The 22601-nt window shown below is 40.6% G+C and carries 21 protein-coding genes and 1 pseudogene; 21 read left to right on the plus strand and 1 reads right to left on the minus strand.

All coding sequences use genetic code 11. From position 1 onward, the window contains the following. The 4 genes and pseudogenes from H9564_RS04685 to H9564_RS09120 all read left to right on the plus strand — a co-directional run. Entirely contained in the window at positions 1–822 is an 822-nt protein-coding gene (locus H9564_RS04685) for a TlyA family RNA methyltransferase (RefSeq protein ID WP_191684363.1), read from the plus strand. Positions 823–828: 6 nt separating this feature from the next. Beyond that, on the plus strand, positions 829–1281 hold the full coding sequence (locus H9564_RS04690; protein ID WP_191684364.1) for an arginine repressor: 453 nt from the start codon (positions 829–831) through the stop codon (positions 1279–1281). A 10-nt stretch (positions 1282–1291) separates the two neighbouring features. After that, complete coding sequence (recN, locus tag H9564_RS04695; RefSeq protein ID WP_191684365.1) at positions 1292–2974, plus strand: DNA repair protein RecN; 1683 nt, start codon at positions 1292–1294, stop codon at positions 2972–2974. 423 nt (positions 2975–3397) lie between these two features. Beyond that, positions 3398–3724 (plus strand): annotated as a pseudogene (locus H9564_RS09120) (transposase); the annotation flags it as partial. Positions 3725–4079: 355 nt separating this feature from the next. Here H9564_RS09120 and H9564_RS04705 read toward each other — a convergent pair. Beyond that, positions 4080–4409: a hypothetical protein gene (locus H9564_RS04705; protein WP_225209552.1), complete on the minus strand. Its 330-nt coding sequence runs from the start codon at positions 4407–4409 to the stop codon at positions 4080–4082. Between the two features lie 159 nt (positions 4410–4568). Here H9564_RS04705 and gmk point away from each other — a divergent pair, with 159 nt between their 5' ends. From gmk to acpP, 17 genes are all read left to right on the plus strand, one after another. Then, on the plus strand, positions 4569–5189 hold the full coding sequence (gene gmk / locus H9564_RS04710) for a guanylate kinase (RefSeq protein WP_182581587.1): 621 nt from the start codon (positions 4569–4571) through the stop codon (positions 5187–5189). After that, positions 5186–5404 (plus strand): DNA-directed RNA polymerase subunit omega, encoded by a 219-nt coding sequence (rpoZ, locus tag H9564_RS04715; RefSeq protein WP_191684368.1) that lies wholly within the window; start codon positions 5186–5188, stop codon positions 5402–5404. Before gmk ends, rpoZ begins: the two co-directional genes overlap by 4 nt. Positions 5405–5561: 157 nt before the next feature. Next, entirely contained in the window at positions 5562–6764 is a 1203-nt protein-coding gene (coaBC, locus tag H9564_RS04720) for a bifunctional phosphopantothenoylcysteine decarboxylase/phosphopantothenate--cysteine ligase CoaBC (protein WP_191684369.1), read from the plus strand. Between the two features lie 10 nt (positions 6765–6774). Beyond that, entirely contained in the window at positions 6775–9204 is a 2430-nt protein-coding gene (gene priA, locus H9564_RS04725) for a primosomal protein N' (protein ID WP_191684370.1), read from the plus strand. A 19-nt stretch (positions 9205–9223) separates the two neighbouring features. Continuing rightward, complete coding sequence (gene fmt, locus H9564_RS04730) at positions 9224–10177, plus strand: methionyl-tRNA formyltransferase (RefSeq protein ID WP_191684371.1); 954 nt, start codon at positions 9224–9226, stop codon at positions 10175–10177. Next, the gene (gene rsmB, locus H9564_RS04735) at positions 10167–11519 is read left to right on the plus strand and encodes a 16S rRNA (cytosine(967)-C(5))-methyltransferase RsmB (RefSeq protein WP_191684386.1); all 1353 of its coding nucleotides are present in this window, start codon (positions 10167–10169) and stop codon (positions 11517–11519) included. The genes fmt and rsmB overlap by 11 nt, the downstream gene beginning before the upstream one ends. Before the next feature lie 18 nt (positions 11520–11537). Further along, positions 11538–12278 carry a Stp1/IreP family PP2C-type Ser/Thr phosphatase gene (locus tag H9564_RS04740; protein ID WP_191684372.1) on the plus strand — a complete coding sequence of 247 codons (741 nt, stop codon included), beginning with the start codon at positions 11538–11540 and terminating at the stop codon, positions 12276–12278. Positions 12279–12281: 3 nt separating this feature from the next. Further along, the gene (gene pknB, locus H9564_RS04745; RefSeq protein WP_191684373.1) at positions 12282–14183 is read left to right on the plus strand and encodes a Stk1 family PASTA domain-containing Ser/Thr kinase; all 1902 of its coding nucleotides are present in this window, start codon (positions 12282–12284) and stop codon (positions 14181–14183) included. Between the two features lie 11 nt (positions 14184–14194). Beyond that, positions 14195–15070 carry a ribosome small subunit-dependent GTPase A gene (gene rsgA / locus H9564_RS04750; RefSeq protein WP_191684374.1) on the plus strand — a complete coding sequence of 292 codons (876 nt, stop codon included), beginning with the start codon at positions 14195–14197 and terminating at the stop codon, positions 15068–15070. A 12-nt stretch (positions 15071–15082) separates the two neighbouring features. Further along, positions 15083–15736: a ribulose-phosphate 3-epimerase gene (gene rpe / locus H9564_RS04755; protein WP_191684375.1), complete on the plus strand. Its 654-nt coding sequence runs from the start codon at positions 15083–15085 to the stop codon at positions 15734–15736. 60 nt (positions 15737–15796) lie between these two features. Then, positions 15797–16453, plus strand: a complete 657-nt coding sequence (locus tag H9564_RS04760) for a thiamine diphosphokinase (RefSeq protein ID WP_191684376.1) — start codon at positions 15797–15799, stop codon at positions 16451–16453. Between the two features lie 130 nt (positions 16454–16583). After that, the gene (rpmB, locus tag H9564_RS04765; protein WP_003713527.1) at positions 16584–16769 is read left to right on the plus strand and encodes a 50S ribosomal protein L28; all 186 of its coding nucleotides are present in this window, start codon (positions 16584–16586) and stop codon (positions 16767–16769) included. 203 nt (positions 16770–16972) lie between these two features. Beyond that, complete coding sequence (locus H9564_RS04770) at positions 16973–17335, plus strand: Asp23/Gls24 family envelope stress response protein (RefSeq protein ID WP_182583333.1); 363 nt, start codon at positions 16973–16975, stop codon at positions 17333–17335. A gap of 25 nt (positions 17336–17360) precedes the next feature. Further along, positions 17361–19067: a DAK2 domain-containing protein gene (locus H9564_RS04775; protein ID WP_191684377.1), complete on the plus strand. Its 1707-nt coding sequence runs from the start codon at positions 17361–17363 to the stop codon at positions 19065–19067. An 82-nt stretch (positions 19068–19149) separates the two neighbouring features. Beyond that, a complete protein-coding gene (recG, locus tag H9564_RS04780) occupies positions 19150–21186 on the plus strand; it encodes an ATP-dependent DNA helicase RecG (protein ID WP_191684387.1) in 2037 nt (678 codons plus the stop codon). Positions 21187–21199: 13 nt separating this feature from the next. Next, positions 21200–22207 carry a phosphate acyltransferase PlsX gene (gene plsX / locus H9564_RS04785; RefSeq protein WP_191684378.1) on the plus strand — a complete coding sequence of 336 codons (1008 nt, stop codon included), beginning with the start codon at positions 21200–21202 and terminating at the stop codon, positions 22205–22207. A gap of 58 nt (positions 22208–22265) precedes the next feature. Beyond that, positions 22266–22520 (plus strand): acyl carrier protein, encoded by a 255-nt coding sequence (gene acpP / locus H9564_RS04790; protein ID WP_191684379.1) that lies wholly within the window; start codon positions 22266–22268, stop codon positions 22518–22520. Positions 22521–22601: the final 81 nt, after the last annotated feature.

Consider the following 22601-nt stretch of genomic DNA (forward strand, 5'->3'; position numbering starts at 1 on the left):
ATGGAAAAACAACGAGTTGATATTTTATTAGTAAAACAAGGCCTTTTTGATTCCCGCGAACAAGCAAAACGGGCCGTAATGGCTGGTGAAATTTTAGGAAAAAATAATGAACGCCTAGACAAACCAGGAGAAAAAATTCCCGTGACGACAACGTTGCATATGAAGGGGCATAAAATGCCATATGTAAGTCGTGGTGGCTTAAAGCTCGCCAAGGCATTGAAAGTCTTTAACATTAGCGTTAAAGATAAAACTGTATTAGATATTGGTTCTTCAACGGGTGGCTTTACTGATGTGATGCTGCAGAACGGGGCAAAATTGAGTTATGCCCTTGATGTGGGGACTAACCAATTAGTTTGGCAGCTTCGCGAAGATCCACGAGTAGTTGTGATGGAGCAGACCAACTTCCGGTATAGTAAGTTAGCAGATTTTGAACAAGGTCAGCCAGAATTCGCCTCGATTGACGTTTCCTTTATTTCTTTGCGCTTAATTCTTCCACCATTAGCTAATATTCTTATTCCAGGTGGTGAAGTTGTTGCCCTAATTAAGCCACAGTTTGAAGCGGGCAGAGACAAAGTTGGTAAGCACGGGATTGTTAAGGATCATGCGGTTCATAAAGAAGTCCTCGAAGATGTATTAGCTTTTGCACAAGAAGATGGCTTCGATGTTCTTAATTTAGATTTCTCACCGATTAAGGGTGGTCAGGGAAATATTGAATTTCTTGTACACTTGAAATTACGTGGTGAGCAAGGAAAAATTGCAGATCAAGTCAATATTGATCAAGTATTAGCACGTGCTGACGAAGAACTTAACCATAAGGAGTGAAAATAAATGAAGAAGGTTGAGCGTCAACAATTAATTCGCGAAATTATCGCTAAAAGTCAAATTGAACGACAAGATGATTTAGTTGCCGCATTAAAAGAAAAAGATGTTTATGCGACCCAAGCAACGATTTCTCGTGATATTAAAGAATTACAACTAGTTAAGGTCCCTACCAACGATGGTGGCTACCGCTATGCATTACCTGCACAAGGGAATATTGATAACCAGACGCGGCTAAGTACTGAGTTATCAAATAATATGGTTTCTTTAGAACGACAAGAGCAGTTTCTCTCAATTGTAATGCGTCCAGGAAATGGTCCAGTAATGGCTAGTCTGATTCGCCAATTAGAGATTGACGATGTCTTTTCGGTAATTGGTGATGATGCTGGGGTCTTGATTGTTTGTCGTTCAACCGATGCGGCAATTAATGTCGAAAAAATGTTTCGGAATTTAATAAATTAAGGGTGACTAAATGTTACAGGAACTAACAATTGATAATTTGGCAATCATTAAACACCTTTCGTTAGACTTTTCTGATCACATGACAGTTCTGACTGGTGAAACAGGTGCCGGAAAATCAATCATTATTGATGCGGTTGGATTACTCGCTGGAGGAAGAGGCTCACAAGAATATATTCGTCGTGGTGCGGATAAACTTTCTCTCCAGGGTCAATTTGCCCTCCCTCAGGATCCAGAATTTAATGAATTGTTGGATTCACTTGGAATTGATCATGAGGACGGAATTCTAATCATTTCCCGAGATATCTATCGTCGTGGCCGAAACGTGATCCGGGTTAATGGCCAATTAATCAATACTGCGACATTGCGACAAATTGGTTCCCGATTAGTTGATATTCAAGGCCAGAATGAACACCAGTTATTATTACAGCCGGAAATGCATTTGGGAATGCTGGATCAGTTTGCCCATAATGATATCCAAGAATTATTGGATCGTTATCGGGTAGAATATCGGGATTATATGAAATTAAAGGCTGCTGTTAGTAAGAAACAAAATAATGAGCAGCAGTGGGCACAAAGATTGGATATGCTCCGTTATCAAGTAAAAGAAATTTCAGAGGCTAACTTAAAAGTTGATGAGGAAGAACAACTAACGAGTGAACGTGATCGGTTAGAACACTTCCAACAAATTAATAACTCTTTACAACAGGCTGTGACGATCTTTAATGGTGGCGATCAAGGTGCGATCCTTGATCAAATTGCAACTGTGATGAACTCAATTAATGAGATTGCCGAATTTGATGATGCCTATGATTCGTTGAGCAAATCGTTAAATGACGCTTACTATGCTCTTCAAGATGTAGCAACAGAGGCCAGCCACCAGCTTGATCTCCTGGAATTTGATGATAACCGTCTTGAAGAAATTGGTCAGCGACTAACTACAATTGGCGATTTGGAGCATAAATATGGTGATAGTGTTAAGGATGTCCTCGATTATTACGCTAAAATTAAACAGGAACTCGATTCGATGGAAGAGGCAGCAGATTCGAATAGTGATTTAGAAGAACGGCTATCTACTGCTGAGGAAAAGTTAACTAAAACGGGTCAACAATTAAGCCAAATTCGCCAACAGGCTGCCCACCAGTTAACAAAGCTTGTTCATCAACAATTGAAAGAATTGTATATGGATAAGGCAGTCTTTGAGGTTCATTTTGCTAAGCAGTCTCGTCCCCACTTTACCCCAACAGGAATTGATGAGGTTGAATTTTACATCCAAACTAATCCTGGAGAAACGATGGGCCCATTAGCAAGGATTGCTTCTGGTGGTGAACTTTCGCGGGTAATGCTAGCTCTCAAAACAATCTTTGCGCAAAACGAGGGTGTAACAAGTATTATTTTTGATGAGGTTGATACTGGAGTGAGTGGCCGGGTTGCACAATCAATCGCGGATAAAATTAAGGTGATTGCTGATAAGTCACAGGTCCTTTGCATAACCCACTTACCGCAGGTTGCTGCGGTTGCCCAACACCATTTCTTAATTCAAAAGCATGTTAAGGACGAGCGCACAACAACGATGGTAACAATTCTTGATGAAGCTCAACGAGTTAACGAATTAGCACGAATGCTTTCAGGCGAGAAAGTAACAAAGCTAACAAAAGAGCATGCTCAAGAATTATTAAAGATGGCTCAAAAGTAAAACAACCTAAGATTAGTTCAGAACGAAAATAATCGTTCTGGACTTTTTTGTTACCCTAAAGATAGAGCTAAGGTTGCTCATAGCTCCCTGGGACTGCGAGTCCGTATTAAAAAATAACCTCCGCTATCTTTGCTTTAATATTTTGCTTTCGGGTTGTGGAACTACGAGTTCGGGTATAGGAAATGAATTACAAAGCCTAGATGACGGTTAACCTAGCTCAAGAAAGGAAGTCTTACAATGGCTGATATTATTGCCTTGGATGTTTCAATGGGGAAAAGTAATGTTGCTTGGTATCATCAAAAAAACTGTCGTGATGAGTTCGTCTTTAGGCACACTCAATCGGGTTTTAATCATTTACTGTTAACGGTTCAAGCAGCTGATCACCCAACCATTTTCTTTGAGGCTACTGGAATATATTCCAACCAGCTAAATGCTTATATGGGAATTGATATTCAGCGATATCAGTCTGGTCAAGGCGGTCATCAAGATCATATCAATAAGCGTGGTAATCCCATTGCCCGCAAACTACTTTACTTTGCGATCGGAAATATGATTCGCCAACAACATGCCGCACCAAATCATATTGTTGATTACTATTATCATTTAAAACAAAAACGGCCTTATCCAAAGCTGAATAAGGTCGCCATGGTTGCTTGTATGAATAAAACCCTGAAATGCCTTTTATCCATGATTAAGCACCATACCAAATACCATTATCGGTATACGGACTCGAAGTCCACTGTGAAGTAATTCTTCACATAATTTAACTATATCACGATATCCTGATTTTAGAAGGATCGAAATCAGGTTAGTTTAGTATACGCTCATTTTTAATAATTTATTCTTGACTAATCGTAGGAAAGAGGGTGAGAAAAAACGTTTTGTTTTTCTCACCCTCTTTTTGTCACTAATAGTCTCCGAACTTATAGAGTCTAATCGCGGGAATTAACTGGCCTAACGCAGCGGAGCAAGCCCATTTGGCTACGAAGACTCTGATGATTTCATCATCATTCATCGTTCTAGGTTAGTCAACCGTCCCTCCAAGAAAGTTAATTTTCATCTTCGTTCTGAACTAATCTTAGGTTGTTTTTATTTCTTAGTCTAATTAAATATTTGCAATATAACGTATTTGGTTAATACCAACAATGTAGCTAACGTTATGGCTTTGAATTAAATACCGCTCATCCCCAATTTTCTTAACGGTACCACGGACATTAACTGGGTAACCAGCATTATTGATTGGTATTAATTGGACAAGAACTTTAATCCCGCTGTTAATTGTTCTTTCTAGAAAAGAAAGGCGTTGTTTTATCGGTTGGGGGGTTAGTAATTTAATTTGTTCTTTTGAAACAGAAAAGTCATTATCAAGGAGTTGATGTAATTTATTATTAAGAAAAGTTGATGTTGATTTGAATAAAGATTGTTCCATTTGCATTTCAAACATCTCCGAACGTTTGTTTGTGGTTATAGTATACGAACAAATGTTCAAAAATGCAATAGTCAATTTAAAAATTGCCTTACCGGAATAGTTGATTTTAGAATCCATTTAGTGCATTATAGTAATAATACGTTATATTTGGATAGGAGTATCAGCATGGCAAAAAGGGGAATGTTAATCGTACTTTCTGGTCCCTCTGGTGTAGGTAAAGGAACAGTACGTAAAGCGATTTTTGATTCCAATGATAATGATTTTCAATATTCTATTTCGATGACAACACGGAAGCCACGTCCTGGTGAAAAAAATGGTGTTGACTATTACTTTGTTTCAAAGGAAGAATTCGAACATGAAATTCAAACTGGTGGAATGCTTGAATACGCAAAGTATGTTGACAACTATTATGGGACCCCATTAAAATATGTTAATGAGACCTTAGATTCTGGGAAAGACGTTTTCCTTGAAATCGAAGTTAACGGTGCGATGCAAGTTCGTTCAAAGTGCCCAGATGGTGTTTTCATTTTCTTAACACCACCTGACTTGGATGAATTGAAGCAACGTTTAATTCACCGTGGTACTGATAGTATGGAAGTTATTAACAAGCGGATTCGGAAAGCCTTTGATGAAATTCGGATGATGCAAAATTACGATTACGCAGTTGTTAATGACGAAGTTCCAAATGCTGTTGCTAAAATTAAGGACATTATCCGTACAGAACGGCTTCGGGTTAACCGAGTAATGCCACGATATCTTGAAATGTTAGGAGATTCAGCACAATGATTCTTTTTCCATCAGTTGATGAATTGTTAAAGCGGATTGATTCCCGTTATTCTTTAGTGATGCTCGCAAGTAAGCGCGCTCACGAATTGGAGCAGGGTTCCGCACCATTACTTGATCATTACTACTCAAGTAAGCCAGTAGGTAAGGCATTGGAAGAAATTGAAGCCGACAAGGTTACAGTTGATCCAGATCACTTTGAGGACCTGCAAGATTAGTTTTGAGTAGCTAATATTAAATTGAAGCATTCGTAATTTCTAGATGATTTATTCTCTGAGGTTACGGGTGCTTTTCTTTTAATTCGGGCAGCAGTAAGGGAAAAGTGGCTCGAGAATGATATAATCGATTTTGGATTTGAAATTTGGAGGGTGTGAAATGGCAAAAATAGCGGTATACATGACGGGAGGGATCGCTCTTTACAAGGGGATTGAAGTAATTCGTTCTTTAGAAAAAGACGGTCACCAGGTCCGAGTAGCAATGACCACGTCCGCAACAAAATTAATTGCTCCTGCAACATTACATGCGTTAACTCACGAACCCGTACTAACGACATTGTGGGGGCAAAGTAATTCTCCTGTTCCCCACATTGAACTTGCGGATTGGTCTGATTTTGCGATTGTGTTGCCCGCAACAGCTAATATTATTGGCAAAATGGCAAACGGGATTGCTAATGATGCGGTCTCAACCACTCTTTTGGCTACTGCAGCGCCAAAAATTGTTATTCCAGCAATGAATACTCATATGTGGGAAAATCCAGCTGTCCAACGAAATATTGCTCAGTTAAAGCAAGATGGAGTGAGAATTATAGAACCGGCGACGGGGGTGCTTGCTGAAGGTTATGAAGGGAAAGGACGACTTCCAGAGCCAAATGAAATCATCAATCAATTACGTCTAATTATTAATGGCTTAGACAGAAGTCTCCTTTCCGGTAAACATCTTCTCATTACTGCCGGGGGAACCCGTGAAGCAATTGATCCGGTTCGCTTTATCGGAAACCGTTCTTCCGGAAAAATGGGGATCGCGATTGCCGAAGCAGCCGCCTATGCCGGTGCACATGTTGAGTTAATTCTTGGGCAAATTACAGTTCCACAACCAGTAAATAAGCAGATCAAAATTTACCGTGTTGAAAGCACTGAGGAGATGCAAGCAATGGTGACGAAGCTGTTTTCTGCATCTAATATTTTGATTATGGCAGCAGCCGTTGCTGATTTTCGGCCAGTTCAAATTGCTGGTCAAAAGATAAAGAAGCAACCCGGACAGGAAGAGTTGGGACTTCAATTGGTAAAAACAACCGATATTCTCAAGACGACAGCCGCAAAGAAGCGTTCCGACCAGTTTGTAGTTGGCTTTGCTGCTGAGACCGATTCTTTATTGCAGAATGCTAATAAGAAACTAGAAAGTAAGAACGCTGACTTGATTATTGCAAATAGTGTTGCTGGTAATGATAGCGCCTTTGGAAGTGATTTGGATCAAGTCACAATTTTGCAATTAGGTGCATCGCCAATCAAGTGGCCGAAAATGACAAAGAAGGAAGTAGCGACAAAGCTAATTCAGTTACTTGCTACAAAGATAAAGTAAGGTGAAATATGTGGCACAGTTAGCACAAGTAATTGTTGATGTTCCCACAATGCAAACAAACCAGCCTTACACATACCAAGTTCCTCCTCGACTTGAAAACCAGGTACAACTGGGGATGAGGGTTATAGTTCCCTTTGGTAATGGGAAACGGCAAGTTCAGGGGTTTGTTGTGGGGTTGGATCAGCCAACAAAGTATGATGGTCAATTAAAAGCAATCAGTGCCTTGATGGACCTCCAACCAGTAATTAATGGCGAATTATTAAGATTGAGTAAGTGGCTTGCTGACCGAACCTATGCTTTTTGGATTTCTAGTATTTATACAATGCTTCCTAATATGCTAAAAGCTAAGTCTACGCGGATAGTGCGGATAATTGATGAGGTTGATGAGCAGACTGTCTTTGATATTTTTCATGGTAAAGACGAACTTGATTTTGTAACAGTACAATCTAATCCACAAATTGTTAGTCGTTTACTTAAATTACAAAGGCAAAAAAAGGTACGATTTGAATATGTAATAGCGGATCAGGCTAAACCCAAAACTACGGTTGGTATTCGACCACAATTGGACTTTGAAGGCCTCGAGGAAGCACGAACTTCACTTCATCCTAATGCCCATGCGCAGAATCGCCTTTTGTCTTACCTTCAAAGTATTGTTGGTAAGACAGTCAAACAAACGGATGCTGAAAAAGTTAGTGGATTGAAGGCGGTAACATTTAATGTTGGTGTTCAAAAAGGATGGTTAGCAAAAGTACCAGTTGAAGTATACCGAACTCCCCATAGTCAGGAAAATTTGCCTGATGATGAGCACCTTTCGAAGCCTTTAGAGTTGAACGATGAACAGCAAGTAGCGGTTAATAAAATCGATCAGGCCATTGATGATTCTCAAAGTCAGGTCTTTCTTTTAGAGGGAGTTACTGGTAGTGGGAAAACTGAAGTCTACCTGCAATCAATTGCTAGAGCGCTCCAAAATCATAAAACAGCATTAATGCTTGTTCCAGAAATTTCGTTAACTGCTCAAATTGTTAACCGGGTTCGTCGCCGTTTTGGTTCAAAGGTTGCGGTTCTTCATAGTGGCCTCTCTAACGGTGAGCGTTTTGATGAGTGGCGACGTATCGAACGCGGAGAAGCTAAAGTGGTAGTCGGGGCGCGGTCCGCAATTTTTGCTCCGTTAAAAGATCTAGGAATTATTATTCTTGATGAAGAGCATGAATCGAGCTATAAGCAGGATGAGTCACCGAGATATCATGCTCGAGAAGTTGCTAAATGGCGGGGAAAGTATAATAATGCTCCTGTTGTTCTTGGTTCTGCCACCCCAAGCTTAGAAAGTCGAGCACGGGCAATGAAGGGAGTTTACCAGCTTCTTTTACTAAAGCACCGGGTAAATAAGCAACCACTCCCGCCAATCCAGGTAGTTGATATGCGTCCTGAAATTAAGGAACGCGGAGAGAGTAATTTTTCTCGAGAACTATTAGTAAAATTAACGGACCGCTTGGCAAGAAATGAACAAAGTATATTGATGCTTAATCGGAGAGGCTTTTCCTCGTTTATGATGTGTCGTGACTGTGGGGAAGTCCTGAAATGTCCTAATTGTGACATTTCTTTAACTCTTCATTTAGATAGTCACACGATGAAGTGTCATTATTGTGGACATGAAGAACCAATTCCACGCTACTGCCCTAATTGTGGTAGCCGTGAAATTCGTTATTATGGGACTGGAACCGAAAAAGTCGAGCAGGAGTTAAGTCACCTGATTCCTAATGCGCGGATTATACGGATGGATGTTGATACCACAAGACGTAAGGGAATGCATGAAAAGCTTTTACGGCAGTTTGGTCAACATCAAGCTGATATTCTTTTGGGAACCCAGATGATCGCAAAGGGACTAGATTTCCCTAATGTGACTTTGGTGGGGGTCCTTAATGCTGATACTGGCCTAGGATTGCCGGATTTTCGGTCAAGTGAGCGAACTTTTGACTTATTAAGCCAGGTGAGTGGTCGGGCTGGTCGGGCTGATAAAAAGGGTGAGGTAATTATCCAAACCTATAACCCAGACCATTATGCAATTCGATTAGCACAGCAAAATGACTATGAAGCATTTTTTAAACAGGAAATGGCGTTGCGTCATCAAGCGAGTTACCCACCATACTACTTTACGATTCGGATTATGGCGAGTCATGAAGAAGAGGCAGTGGCTGCCCGTGCGATGACGAAGATTAAGCAAGAATTGGTTGATAATTTAATGCCATCAACGATTATTCTTGGCCCGACGCCACGAGCAATTGCGCGAATGAAGCGCCGTTATTATTATCAGATTGTAATCAAATATAAGCAGGATCAACGATTGCACTCAACTTTACAAAGGATTCTTCAAGAAACTCAAAGTAAGAGACGAGCGGACGTCCAGATCTCAATTGATCCTGATCCACAATATTTTATGTAAATGAAAGGATGACGTACTTATGTCAACATCAATCGTATTTATGGGAACTCCAGAATTTGCAGTGCCAATTTTACAAAGCCTTATTGACGCACCTGAATATGACATTCAGGCTGTTTTGACTCAACCAGATCACCGGGTTGGTCGTAAGCATATTTTGACTCCTTCACCAGTAAAGAAGTTAGCCGTAGAAAACCAAATTAAAGTTTTACAACCAGCTAAATTAGGTGGGAGTGAGGAAATGGCAGAGATCATTGAAATGCAACCGGATCTTTTGATTACGGCTGCTTACGGTCAATTCTTGCCAACTAAGTTATTAGACGCTGCCCAAATTGCTGCAATTAACGTTCACGGTTCACTATTGCCTAAGTATCGTGGTGGTGCACCAGTCCAATATTCAATTATTAATGGTGATAAGGAAACCGGGATCACGATTATGTATATGGTAAAGAAGATGGATGCTGGAGACATGATTTCTCAACGTTCAATTCCGATCGAACCTGACGATGATAACGGGACGATGTTTAAGAAATTGAGTATTCTTGGAAGGGATCTCTTATTAGAAACATTGCCTGACCTAATTAGTGGTAATGTTCATCCGCAAAAACAGGATCCCGAGAAGGTTACTTTTTCACCAAACATTTCTAGTGCTCAAGAACAAATTGATTACACAATGACGGCTGACAAAATTGACGATAAGGTCCGTGGGTTACGTCCGGCCCCAATTGGTAATATGAAAATTGATGGTTTAAGGACGAAAATTTACGATGTCACTCCCTTAGATGAGAAGACAAGTCTGGAACCAGGAAAAGTTGTTCGAGTTGATAAGCACCACCTGGTAATTGCTGCCGGTAATGGAACAACCTACCAAATTAACGAGTTAAAACCTGCTGGTAAGCAAAAGATGAATATTACTGCTTATTTGAACGGTCACCAAAACATTAAAGAAGGGATGCAAGTGGTAACTGATGACTAAGTTTACCCCACATAACGCTCGAGAATTAGCCTTTACTTCCTTAGAACGGGTGCGTAAAACACAGGCATATTCGAATTTACAAGTTGATGAAACACTTCGGCGACATGAATTGAGCCCTGCAGATCGGCGGCTAGTAACGACGATTATTTATGGTACTCTTCAGCACCAGCTTACTTTGGAATACTGGTTAAAATCATTAACTCCTGGTAAAAAGTTGGATTCATGGGTTGAAACTCTTTTATTAACGGCACTTTACCAATTCCATTATTTAGAGCGGGTTCCTAACTGGGCGGTTACTGATGAAACAATTAAGATTGCTAAACGACGCGGAAATCCGGGAATAAGGAAATTTGTTACTGGGGTTCTTCATTCTGCGTTACGAAATGGTTTTCCTGATTTTTTTGAAATTAAGCCCCTTCCCAAGCAACTTGCACTTACAGCCAGTGTGCCTCAATGGCTGGTTGAAACACTTATTAATGAGAATGGCGAGCAGGTTACTAAGGAGATCCTTCGGGCGATTAATGATCCAGCACACGTTTCAATTCGAATCAATACTAAAAAAAGTGATTTGAAGAGTGTGAAGGAACAGTTACGTGAAGAAGGGATCGAGACTGATGAGAGTCGTGTTGCGGCTAATGCCCTAGTTGTAACTTCGGGTAATGTTGTTAATTCTCCATTATTAAAAAACGGCACCATTACAATTCAGGATGAAAGTGCAATGTTAGCAGTTGAGAGCATGGATCTAAAGCCACAATTTAAAGTTTTAGATGCTTGTGCGGCGCCTGGTGGAAAAACGGTACAAATTGCTGAACAGCTTTCATCTGAACAAGGTGGTGAAGTTGTTGCACTAGATATTCATCAACATAAGGTTCGACTAATTGAAAAAAATGCTCAACGGATGGGTGTTGAAGGAGAAGTTACTCCAGTGGCACTGGATGCCCGGAAAGTTACTGAACGGTTTAACGATGAGGAGTTTGATCGAATTCTTGTTGATGCCCCATGTAGTGGGATTGGCTTATTACGGCGTAAACCAGAAATTCGATACACAAAAACTGCACAGGACAGTCAACAACTACATAAAATTCAGTTGGCAATTTTAAATGCGGTTGCCCCAAAAGTAAAAAAAGGCGGTATAATTACTTTTAGCACGTGCACAATTTTGCGGGAAGAAAATGATCATACTGTTCATGAATTCCTGCAGAATCATCCAGAATTTAAACTGGAGCGGACAAAGACTGCACGGGCGATTAAGGACGATCGAGATTCGGCAACTTTGACAATTATGCCGAGCGATTACGATTCCGATGGCTTCTTTATTAGTAGCCTTAAGCGAAATCTGTAGAAGGGAAAAGCATTATTTATGAAAGTTGCTTATCAAACAGATATTGGTCATCTACGGAAAGAAAATCAGGATCGGGTAGCTAAGTTTACTGCTCCTGATGGAACTATCTTGGTGGTCGTTGCCGATGGAATCGGTGGTAGCCGGGGCGGCGATGTTGCGGCACAGGTTACTGTTGATCATCTTGGTCGTCAATTTCAAGCGGCCTCACCAAACTCATCACTGGAAGCAATTCGGTGGTTCGCACGTGAGGTCCAATTAATCAACGACGAAATTTTAAAAAAATCAAAGAAGAACCCAAAGTATCAGGGAATGGGCACTACCTTGGTTGCTGCCATTATTTTTGAGCAGGCAATGGTAGTGGCTAATATCGGTGATAGTCGGGGATATGTCCTCCACGGTGATTTGTTAACGCAGGTCACGATCGATCATTCATTAGTGAACGAATTGGTCAAGCATGGCGACATTACAGAAGAAGAAGCCCGTAATTATCCACAAAACAACATAATTACTCGTGCCATTGGGGCATCAGCTGATGCAAGGATCGAAGTTAACCGCTTTGAGATTGCTCCTGGTGACCAAGTTTTGTTGTGCACTGATGGTTTGTCCAAGATGGTTACTCGAGAGCAAATGAAAAAGATATTAGAATCCGAACTCTCGGTAGCAGAGAAGTGTTCGCAACTAGTTAAAATGGCAAATGATGCTGGTGGACCAGATAATATCACTGTCCTGATTGGGTTGGTAGAAGACCAGGAGGGGTAGTAAATGAATCCTGGATATAAAATCGGTAAACGATACAGGATTATTCGCACGCTTGGTGAAGGCGGAATGGCGAATGTTTATTTAGCGTATGATGAACTTCTCGATCGCGAAGTATCAGTTAAGTTACTTCGCCTTGATTTACGGGATGATCCAAATACGCAACGTCGTTTTGAACGCGAAGCAATGGCGGCGACCCAATTAAACGATCCCCATATTGTTGGTGTTTACGATATTGGTGAAGATCATGGAATGCAATTTATGGTAATGCAATACGTTAAGGGGACTGACCTGAAGGCGTATATTAAGAAAAATTTTCCGATCCCATTACCACAAGTTGTCGATATTATGGAACAAGTGTTATCGGCGGTTCAGGCTGCCCATGATCATGGAATTATCCACCGTGATTTAAAACCGCAAAATATTTTAATTGATGAAAATAAGAATATTAAGATTACTGACTTCGGGATTGCCGTTGCAGCTTACCAGGACTCATTGACACAGACAAATACGTTGATGGGTTCTGTTCATTATCTTTCTCCAGAGCAGGCACGGGGAAGTATTGCTACTAAGCAGTCTGATATCTACTCTTTAGGGATTATTTTGTATGAATTACTGACGGGGAAAGTACCGTTTGAAGGAGAAACAGCTGTTTCAATTGCCCTCAAACACTTTAAAGAAAACATTCCATCAGTTCGTAATTTTAATCGGAATATTCCTCAAGCATTAGAGAATGTGGTGATCAAAGCCACTGCTAAGGATCCGGCAGAACGGTATCAATCAGCTGCTACAATGGCGGCCGATTTAAAGACAGCATTAGATCCGGCAAGAAAAAATGAACCACGACTTGAGCTTAATGCTGAAGATGATGGCGAAACGAAAGTGATTGACTTGCCGAAACATCACGATAAGCAAGAACCACAGGATGTTGAAAAGCAACCTAAAAATAAACCTGAATCCTTCTGGCATCGTTATAAAAAGTATCTTTCGTTAGGAATTGGAATTGCTGTTTTAATTGTTGTTTGTGGCAGTGGTTGGTGGTTCTTTGGTCGAACTGTTGTAATGCCAGATGTGGACGGTCAAAGTGCTGTAAAAGCAGAGCAGACACTTCATAAGCATAATTTGCGGGTTGGAAATATTACTCGCGGTTATGACCCGAATGTGCCAAAAAATCATGTGATCAGTAGCTCACCAAATGGTAGCGATAAAGCACGAATTAATAGTTATGTTGATCTAAAGGTGAGCCAAGGTGTCAAACAAATGACGATGGCTGATTATGTTGGCTCTGATTATGACGATGTTGCAAGCAGTCTCCGGGCGAAAGGCTTTCACGTTGAACAAGTTAGAGTCCATTCAGAAACAGTTGATCCTGGACAGATAATGAAGCAGAATTATGCGAAAGGAAAGACAGTTGCTACAGCTGCCCATACCATTCGCTTTGAAGTGAGTGCTGGAAAACCACAGATTAAAATTCCTGATTTTAAAAACCAAGATATTAGTGTTGTCCAGAAGTTTGCTAACGAGCATAACTTACAATTAACCACTCAAGAAAAGACATCCCAAACCATTGCAACTAACCACGTCATCGCGCAAACACCTAAACCAGGATCAACATTAAGTCGTGGCGATACACTAACGGTGACCGTGGCTAACTCTGGTAATGAGACAAAGACTACTAATATTCAGATTAATATTCCGTTTGACGGTAATGGTGGTCAGCATGAAAATCGTGTTCAAGTTTATATTAAGGACGCGCAACATAACCTAACCATGCAATATCAAGATATTACAATTAACCAAGAGACAACGATTAATGTTCCGTTTACCCTTAGACAAGGAGAAACAGGTGCTTACCGGGTTGTTCGGAATGGTCGAACAATCATGAGCGCAACGAACATCACAGCTTAAGGAGGTAAAATGTGAAACAAGGGATAATTCAACAATCATTAAGTGGCTTCTACGATATCTTAGCTGATGGTGAAATTTACCGAACACGGGCACGAGGCAATTTTCGTGCCAAAAAGATTAAGCCAATTGTTGGTGATCGGGTAGAATTTGAAAATGGATACCTACTTCGTGTACTGCCGCGAAAGAATGAATTAGTTCGTCCACCAGTGGCTAACGTTGACACTGCTGTAGTAGTGACAGCGGCCAAGAAGCCAACCTTCTCAACAAATTTGTTAGATCGCCAATTGATTGCCCTTGAGGCACAAAAGATTACTCCAATAATTTACTTTTCAAAGACCGATCTTCTTGGCGATGACGAGTATTCGAAGCTAGAAAAAGTCGTTGCTGGTTATCGAAAGATTGGGTACCGCGTTTTTTTTAGCCGCGAAGCATTTGCACCTGAACAGCTTAAAGAGCTTTTGCGTGGTCAGATTGTTACGATGATGGGACAAACAGGTGCCGGGAAATCAACGTTATTAAATCACCTTGCCCCTGGCTTAGACCTTGCAACAGGAGAAATCTCAACTGCATTAAAGCGGGGACGACACACGACGCGGAAAGTCAGCTTGTTAAATGTTGCTGGTGCTTGGATTGCTGATACGCCTGGTTTTTCTTCATATGAAACTTTTGATATGACTGTTGAAGAGTTACCTAACCTTTTTCTCGAAATGAAGAGCTTAGCGCGGGAATGTAAGTTCCGTGGTTGTCTTCACTTGAAAGAACCTCAATGTGCGGTTAAAGATGCAGTAAAAAATGGTATAATCATGGAAAGTCGGTATGACAATTACGTTCAATTTCATAACTTGATTGCCAATCAAAAACCTGACTATGGTAAGAATAGGAAATGAGGGATTTATAAAATGATTAAAGTAGCACCTTCGATTCTCAGTGCTGATTATGTTAACTTACAAAAGGATATTGAAAAGGTAGACAAAGCTGGTGCTGAATACCTCCACATCGATGTAATGGACGGTTCATTTGTACCAAGTATTTCTTATGGACCCGGCTTTGTAAAGGCAATTCGTCCAATTACAAAGATGGTTCTTGACTGTCACCTAATGGTTCAAAACCCTGAGCATATTTTACCTGCATTTATTGATGCTGGTGCCGATATTATTGGGGTGCAGGTAGAAGCAACCCAACATATTCATCGGGCACTACAAATTATTAAGAATGGTGGAGTAAAGGCAGAAGTTGTCATTAATCCGGGTACGCCTATAGCGATGATTGAACCGGTTTTACATATGGTTGACCAAGTCTTAGTAATGACTGTTAATCCAGGATTCGGTGGTCAAAAGTTCCTTCCTGAGACTGTTGAAAAGATTGCTAAACTTAACCAGATTAAGAAGAATAAGGGTTACAATTTCGATATTGAAATTGACGGTGGGGTAAATAACCAAACCGTTGTTGATTGTTATAAGGCTGGAGCAACAGTAGCAGTTGCTGGTTCATACGTTTATAACGCTGATGATCCTGCTGAACGGATTCAAGCATTAAAGGATGCAACTAAATAAACTAGTAAAAGCATCGGGTGACATTTTAGTCAACGGTGCTTTTCTTTTAAGGAGAGGTCAATGCGAGTAAATATTATGGTAGGGGGACCGAATGAGTTAATTCCCTTAGAGGAAGTTCGGGCTCGTAAAAACGAAAAATGGCTGGGTGTCGATATTGGGGCAACTCGTCTCCTTAAAGAAGGAATAATTCCGGTAGCTGCGATCGGTGACTTTGACTCGACAAATGATCAGCAATTTAAACGAGTAAGAAAGATGATTAATAACATTCGGCTATTTCCGCCAGAAAAAGACTATACTGATACCCAACTTGGTGTAAAGAACGCAATTGAACTTTACCACCCGGATAAGATCTCAATTTTTGGGGCCACTGGTGGTCGGCTAGATCAATATTTAAGCAATCTTTTTTTACCGTTAGAAGAAGAGTTTCACGACTACCTTGAAAAAATTCAGTTTATTGATAATCAAAACATTGTTGATTACTATTTGCCGGGAAAATATGAACTTAGTATTCAACCTGGTTTTAAATATTTAGCATTTGTTAACTTAACTCCAGTGGTCGGTTTGACGTTAGTTGATGAAAAATATCCATTGAATGATTGGAATTCAACAATTCCTTTCTGTTGGTCGAGCAATGAATTTAATGGTGAACGAAATCATTTCAGCTTTAAGTCTGGGATAGTAGCCGTCATTAAGTCACGTGATCTGGTAGCTAAATAGCCTGTCAAGGAAATTTACTTGAAAGAAAACTATTGCATTGTCACCCAGCCTATGGTAAATTGTTTAAGTGAGTTATAGCGCAGATGCGTAAAAACGAAAAAACATAGATGAGAAGAGGAGGGTACCACCAATGGCTAAAGATTTTATCAACGGTAAACGGACACGCTTTGGTAACAAGCGTTCTCACGCCCTTAACTCAAGTCGTCGTAGCTGGAAGCCTAACTTGCAAAAGGTAACCATTTTGGTTAACGGCAAGCCTAAGAAGGTTTACGTTTCAGCACGTACACTGAAGTCCGGTAAAGTGACTCGGGTTTAATTAAATCAAAAAATATGGTCGTTCAGTTTTGAACGACTTATTTTTTATTTAAAAAATAGTATATGCCCTTAACTATCATTAACCAGACGACTTTTTTCATTTCGTCTGCTATGGTATTATTAATATGAGTTTTTAACAGTATGATTGCTGAAAATGCTTATTTTTTAATGGGCATTGATTGACCAAAATAAGGAGGCCATATAATGGCGGTTAAAATTAAAACACAATCTGGAATAATCGATATCGATAATGACGTAATTTCAGCAGTTGTTGGTGGCGCTGCTACTGATAACTATGGTGTAGTTGGAATGGCAGCACGGAATCCATTACGGGACGGTGTTAACCAAATTCTACGCCGGGAAAACTTCAGTCGTGGAGTTGTCGTTCGTCAACAAGATAACGGTGTTGCTATTGATGTTAATATCATCGTTGGCTATGGCACTAAGATCTCTGAGGTCTCAAAGAGTGTTCAATCAAAGGTAAAATATAACCTTGAATCAATGCTTGGCATTACAGCAAACTCAGTTAATGTCTGTGTTCAAGGTGTTCGGTCACTTGACGATTAATTTGCGTTACTAGGAGGAAAGATAATTGGCTGTAACTGAAATTACGAATCTTGAATTTGGCAAGATGGTTCAAGCTGCTGCTAGTAAGCTGAGCAAGAATGCTGAATTTATCAATTCATTAAATGTGTTCCCGGTTCCGGATGGGGATACAGGGACAAATATGACGTCTTCTATGGCAAGCGGTGCCAAATATGAACGTAATGCAAATAGTACCCAAGTTGGCGACCTTGCTGCTGCATTAGCTAAAGGCTTGTTAATGGGTGCCCGGGGAAATTCTGGAGTTATTCTTTCCCAAATTTTTCGTGGCTTTGCTAAGGGAGCTGAAGGGAAAGATGTTCTCAATGCTCAGGATTTTGCCGATGCCTACGCTAACGGTGCTAAAGTAGCATACAAGGCCGTAATGAAGCCAACCGAAGGAACGATCTTAACAGTTGTTCGTGAGTCTGCTCAAGCTGGTTTGGAAAAGGCTAAAGAAACTGATGATGTTGTTGAAATTATGCATACGATTTATGAATCATCAACAGTTGCTTTAAAGAAGACTCCTGAACTATTACCTGTTTTAAAGCAAGTTGGCGTTGTTGATTCTGGTGGTCAAGGCCTTGTTTGTGTTCTGCAAGCTTTTGATGAAGCATTAAGCGGTAAAGTTGATAAGGATGATAGCTATAAGCCTGATAACGCTGAAGTCGATGAGATGGTTAAGGCAATGGACCACCAAAGCGTTCAAGGAAAGTTAAATCCTGAAGATATTCAATATACTTATTGTACCCAGATGCTTGTTCGTCTTGGGAAGGGTAAGCAAGTTAAGCAAGAGTTTGATTATGATACTTTCTACAACTACCTTGCTAAAATGGGTGATAGCTTACTCGTCTTGAATGATGATTCTGTTGTCCGGGTTCACGTTCACACTGAACACCCTGGTAAAGTATTATCTTGGGGTCAGCAATTTGGTGATCTTCAAACCATTGAAATTCATAACATGGTTTGGCAACAAGAAGAAATCATGGAACATGATGAAGAAGAAGCAGAACGTTCAGAAACGCCAATTGAAAAGGCCCGCGAATCTGCTAAGCCAAAACCTGAAACTGCAGTAATTGCAGTAACATCAGGTGATGGAATTGCCAAGTTACTCAAGAGTCTTGGGGTTACTCACATTATTAAGGGTGGACAGACGATGAACCCAAGTATCCAAGACATTGCGGATGCAATCAATAGTAGTGAGGCTAAGCAAGCAATCATTTTACCTAATAATGGTAATATCTTTATGGCCGCTGAACAGGCTGCTGAAATTGCGGATATTCCCACTGAGATTGTCCACAGTAAGACTATCCCTCAAGCAATGACAGCTCTTCTTGAATACAACCCAGAAGCATCTCTAAAAGATAATCAAAAGCGTATGGAAGCAAATCTTTCAACTGTTAAGAGCGGTGAGGTAACCAATGCTATCCGTGATACTGAAATTGATGGTCAATCAATTAAGAAGGATGACTTTATGGGAATTGTTGATGGTAAGATCGTTGATACTGATCCTGATCTTAAAGAAGCTGCAATTAAGATGGTTAAAGCAATGCTTGATGAAGACAGTGAAATTGTAACAATCCTTTACGGACAAGATGGTGATAAGGAAACAGCAGAAGAGATTAAAGCTGCTGTTGAAGAAATGGATGATGAATTGGAAACCGAAATTTATGAAGGTGACCAACCAGTATATCCATACTTGATTTCCGTTGAATAATTTAAATTAATTATGGAGTTGGATGTAGAACACCAGTTACCTGATGCCCATCCGGCTCTTTTTAAAGTAGGAGGGTAGGATGATGAAGAGTCTTCAGGACCCAGTTTCAGTACTAAAGGGAGTTGGTCCCAAACGGGTTGCGGATCTAGCAACTTTAAATATTGATACGATTGAAGATTTGCTAACGTACTACCCAACTAGGTATGACGACTTTACGCCAAATGACTTGAGTACGGTTAAAGATAAACAAAAAGTAACCGTTAAAGGAAAAATTGTTTCTGAACCATTATTTAGTCGTTTTGGATACCGGCGTAACCGGTTAAGCTTCCGGTTAAAAGTTGGTCAACAAGTGATTATGGCAACCTTTTTTAACCAGCCATATTTGAAAAAGCAGATTGAATTGGAACGTCCGGTAACCGTAATGGGGAAATGGGATGCTACTCGTCAACAAGTAACCGGGACAAAGCTAGTTACTACTACGGGCACGCCAGAGAATGAGTTTGGAGCAGTATATCCGGTAAATAAACATCTTCGGCAGAGTACTTTGCGATCATTGATTCGTCAGGCATACGAAGATTACCAGCGGGTGATCCCGACCTTACTTCCGACTACGTTTCGTCAACGTTACCGGTTGATGGATCGACGTGAAATGATTAAGGATCTTCACTTTCCGGAAAATCAAGCTCTTGCTAAGGCGGCTAGACGTACGGCGACTTACGAGGAGTTCTTCCTCTTTCAGCTACGACTTCAAGCAATTAGAAGGGCGCACCGACAAGAGGATGGAACGCGGATCCTATATCATAACGATGAACTAAAAAAGTTTATTTCACAGCTCCCGTTTGAACTGACTAATGCTCAAAAGAAGGTTGTTAATGAGATTTGTCGTGATTTACGTCAGCCAATTCAAATGAACCGCCTCCTCCAAGGAGATGTTGGTTCTGGAAAAACGATTGTTGCGGCGATTGCAATTTATGCCACGATTACGGCTGGTTACCAAGCTGCACTAATGGCTCCTACTGAAATTTTAGCAACTCAACATGCAGAAAAACTAGCGAAGGTTTTTGCTGGTACCCATGTTCATGTTGGCTTACTTACTGGTTCATTAACTGCTAAACAACATCGTGAATTAGTTAATGCGATCAAAAAAGGCGAGATCAACTTAATCATTGGAACGCATGCTTTGATTCAAGAAGACGTAGAATACGCTAACCTCGGTTTGGTAATTACAGACGAACAACACCGTTTTGGAGTTAACCAGCGTCAGCAATTACGAGAAAAGGGAGAGCATCCAGATGTCCTTGCAATGACAGCAACCCCAATACCACGGACTTTAGCGATCACGTCCTATGGTGAAATGGATGTTTCGGTAATTGATGAGTTGCCTGCTGGGCGTAAGCCAATTGAAACACGGTGGCTAAAGGATAAACAAAGTAATGATGCGTTAAAATTCCTTCGTGAACAGTTGGCAAGTGGTGCACAGGCATACGTTGTTAGTCCCCTGATTGAGGAATCTGAGGCACTTGATGTTCAAAATGCAACCGATCTTTACCAACGGTTAGCCGATTACTTCCATCCCGACTACAATGTCGGCCTTCTTCATGGTCGCTTAAGTGGGGATGAAAAGGATGCGGTAATGAAGGATTTTCAGGACGGTAAAATCCAAGTTCTTGTCTCGACAACGGTTGTAGAAGTTGGTGTTGATAATCCAAATGCAACGGTAATGATAATTTATAATGCTGATCGTTTTGGTCTGGCTCAGTTACACCAGTTACGAGGTCGGGTAGGTCGAGGAGAACGGCAAAGTTACTGTTTGTTAATTGCTGATCCCAAAACAGATGAGGGAACAGAAAGAATGAAAACAATGGTTGCCACGACTGATGGCTTTAAAGTAGCCCAACGAGATCTTGAACTTCGTGGAGCAGGAGACGTCCTTGGTGCAAAACAGTCAGGGGTTCCTGATTTTAAGGTTGGTGATCCAATTGGTGATTTGAAGATTTTACAAATTGCTAAGGAAGATGCAACTAACCTGCTGGCGACCCCTCATTGGGATCAGGTTGACGATAATTTACCACTTGTCCTTTATTTGAAACGAAACCAACTCGAAACACACTTTGACTAGGAGGTTAATGTTAATGAAAATTGCTGTTGATGCAATGGGTGGCGATAATGCTCCCCAAGCGATTATTGAAGGAGTTGAAGAAGCGCGGGATCTGTATCCTGATCTGACCTTCGATCTTTATGGTGATCCAGATAAGTTTACGTCAATGATTAAGAATCATGAGCGTTTGAATATTGTAAAAACAACTGAAGAGATTGCAATGGGTGAAGAACCTGTTCGTGCCATCCGGAAGAAGAAGGACTCATCAATTGTCCGTGCTGCTAATGCGGTTAAGGAGGGGGATGCTGATGCCTTCTTCTCTGCTGGTAATACTGGGGCAGTCCTTGCTGCCGGAATCTTTATTGTTGGTCGAATTCGAGGAATTGATCGTCCTGGATTAACAAGTATCCTGCCAATTACTAAGCCGGGTGCCAAACAACAAAACTTTGTTTACCTTGATAGTGGTGCTAACGCTGAAAGCAAGGAGAAAAATTTAGTTCAATTTGCTTACCTGGGTAAGTTTTATGCAGAAAAAGTTCTTGGCGTTGCTAATCCACGAGTTGCGCTTCTTAACAATGGTGCTGAAGAAGATAAGGGTGATAAACTACATAAAGCAGTTTGGCAACTCTTAAATGCTGAAGAAGGCCTCAATTTTATTGGGAATATTGAATCTGGCGACCTTCTCTTTGGTAAGGCAGATGTAGTTGTCAGTGATGGCTGGACCGCTAATGCTGCTTTAAAGGCAACTGAAGGAACTGCTAAAATGATGCTGACCTTAATTAAGGACGGAATCTTAAATGGTGGCCTTCGTGCTAAGCTCGGTTACTTAATGCTTAAGCCTGTTTTCCACCGGATTGGTCAAAAGATGAATACGTCAACATATGGTGGGGCTGTTCTTCTTGGACTAAAGGCACCTGTGGTAAAGACTCATGGTTCATCAGACGCGACTGCAGTCAAGAATACTATTAGTCAAATCCGTACAATGATTAAAACCGGGGTCGTAGATAAAACGGTTGAATTTTTCAACCAAAACAATGAGTAGACAAGAAGGCAAAAAACGCCTAAAATAGTAGCGAACTAATAAAGAGAGGTAACAGTCAATGGCTGAAGATAAAAAGCAAGAAATCTTTAATAAGGTTTCAGAAATTGTTGCTGATCACTTTGATGTTGATCGGGCAAAAATTACCGATGAATTAAATTTGAAGACAGATTTAGATGCTGATTCAATTGACTTTGTTGAATTTGTTCTTGAATTGGAAGATACGTTCGGCGAAGAGATTGATGATGAAGATGCTGAAAAGTTAAGTACAATTGGTGAAGTAGTTAACTACATTGCCGAACATACTGCTGATTAATAGCTCTTGGAGGTCCGTGATGAAGGCTTGTACTTTGTCGCGGCTTTTTTCGCATCTTTAACTAAGAGAAAGGAAGTTTTT

Origin of the sequence: Limosilactobacillus avistercoris (genome assembly GCF_014836425.1) — a bacterium.
GTDB lineage: Bacteria > Bacillota > Bacilli > Lactobacillales > Lactobacillaceae > Limosilactobacillus > Limosilactobacillus agrestimuris.

Excerpts from the sequence above, each read along its gene's own strand:
- H9564_RS04685 (WP_191684363.1), top strand. The coding sequence starts at position 1 with ATGGAAAAACAACGAGTTGATATTTTATTAGTAAAACAAGGCCTTTTT.
- H9564_RS04690 (WP_191684364.1), top strand. The coding sequence starts at position 829 with ATGAAGAAGGTTGAGCGTCAACAATTAATTCGCGAAATTATCGCTAAA.
- recN (WP_191684365.1), top strand. The coding sequence starts at position 1,292 with ATGTTACAGGAACTAACAATTGATAATTTGGCAATCATTAAACACCTT.
- H9564_RS04705 (WP_225209552.1), bottom strand. The coding sequence starts at position 4,409 with ATGCAAATGGAACAATCTTTATTCAAATCAACATCAACTTTTCTTAAT.
- gmk (WP_182581587.1), top strand. The coding sequence starts at position 4,569 with ATGGCAAAAAGGGGAATGTTAATCGTACTTTCTGGTCCCTCTGGTGTA.
- rpoZ (WP_191684368.1), top strand. The coding sequence starts at position 5,186 with ATGATTCTTTTTCCATCAGTTGATGAATTGTTAAAGCGGATTGATTCC.
- coaBC (WP_191684369.1), top strand. The coding sequence starts at position 5,562 with ATGGCAAAAATAGCGGTATACATGACGGGAGGGATCGCTCTTTACAAG.
- fmt (WP_191684371.1), top strand. The coding sequence starts at position 9,224 with ATGTCAACATCAATCGTATTTATGGGAACTCCAGAATTTGCAGTGCCA.
- H9564_RS04740 (WP_191684372.1), top strand. The coding sequence starts at position 11,538 with ATGAAAGTTGCTTATCAAACAGATATTGGTCATCTACGGAAAGAAAAT.
- pknB (WP_191684373.1), top strand. The coding sequence starts at position 12,282 with ATGAATCCTGGATATAAAATCGGTAAACGATACAGGATTATTCGCACG.
- rpe (WP_191684375.1), top strand. The coding sequence starts at position 15,083 with ATGATTAAAGTAGCACCTTCGATTCTCAGTGCTGATTATGTTAACTTA.
- H9564_RS04760 (WP_191684376.1), top strand. The coding sequence starts at position 15,797 with ATGCGAGTAAATATTATGGTAGGGGGACCGAATGAGTTAATTCCCTTA.
- rpmB (WP_003713527.1), top strand. The coding sequence starts at position 16,584 with ATGGCTAAAGATTTTATCAACGGTAAACGGACACGCTTTGGTAACAAG.
- H9564_RS04770 (WP_182583333.1), top strand. The coding sequence starts at position 16,973 with ATGGCGGTTAAAATTAAAACACAATCTGGAATAATCGATATCGATAAT.
- recG (WP_191684387.1), top strand. The coding sequence starts at position 19,150 with ATGAAGAGTCTTCAGGACCCAGTTTCAGTACTAAAGGGAGTTGGTCCC.
- plsX (WP_191684378.1), top strand. The coding sequence starts at position 21,200 with ATGAAAATTGCTGTTGATGCAATGGGTGGCGATAATGCTCCCCAAGCG.
- acpP (WP_191684379.1), top strand. The coding sequence starts at position 22,266 with ATGGCTGAAGATAAAAAGCAAGAAATCTTTAATAAGGTTTCAGAAATT.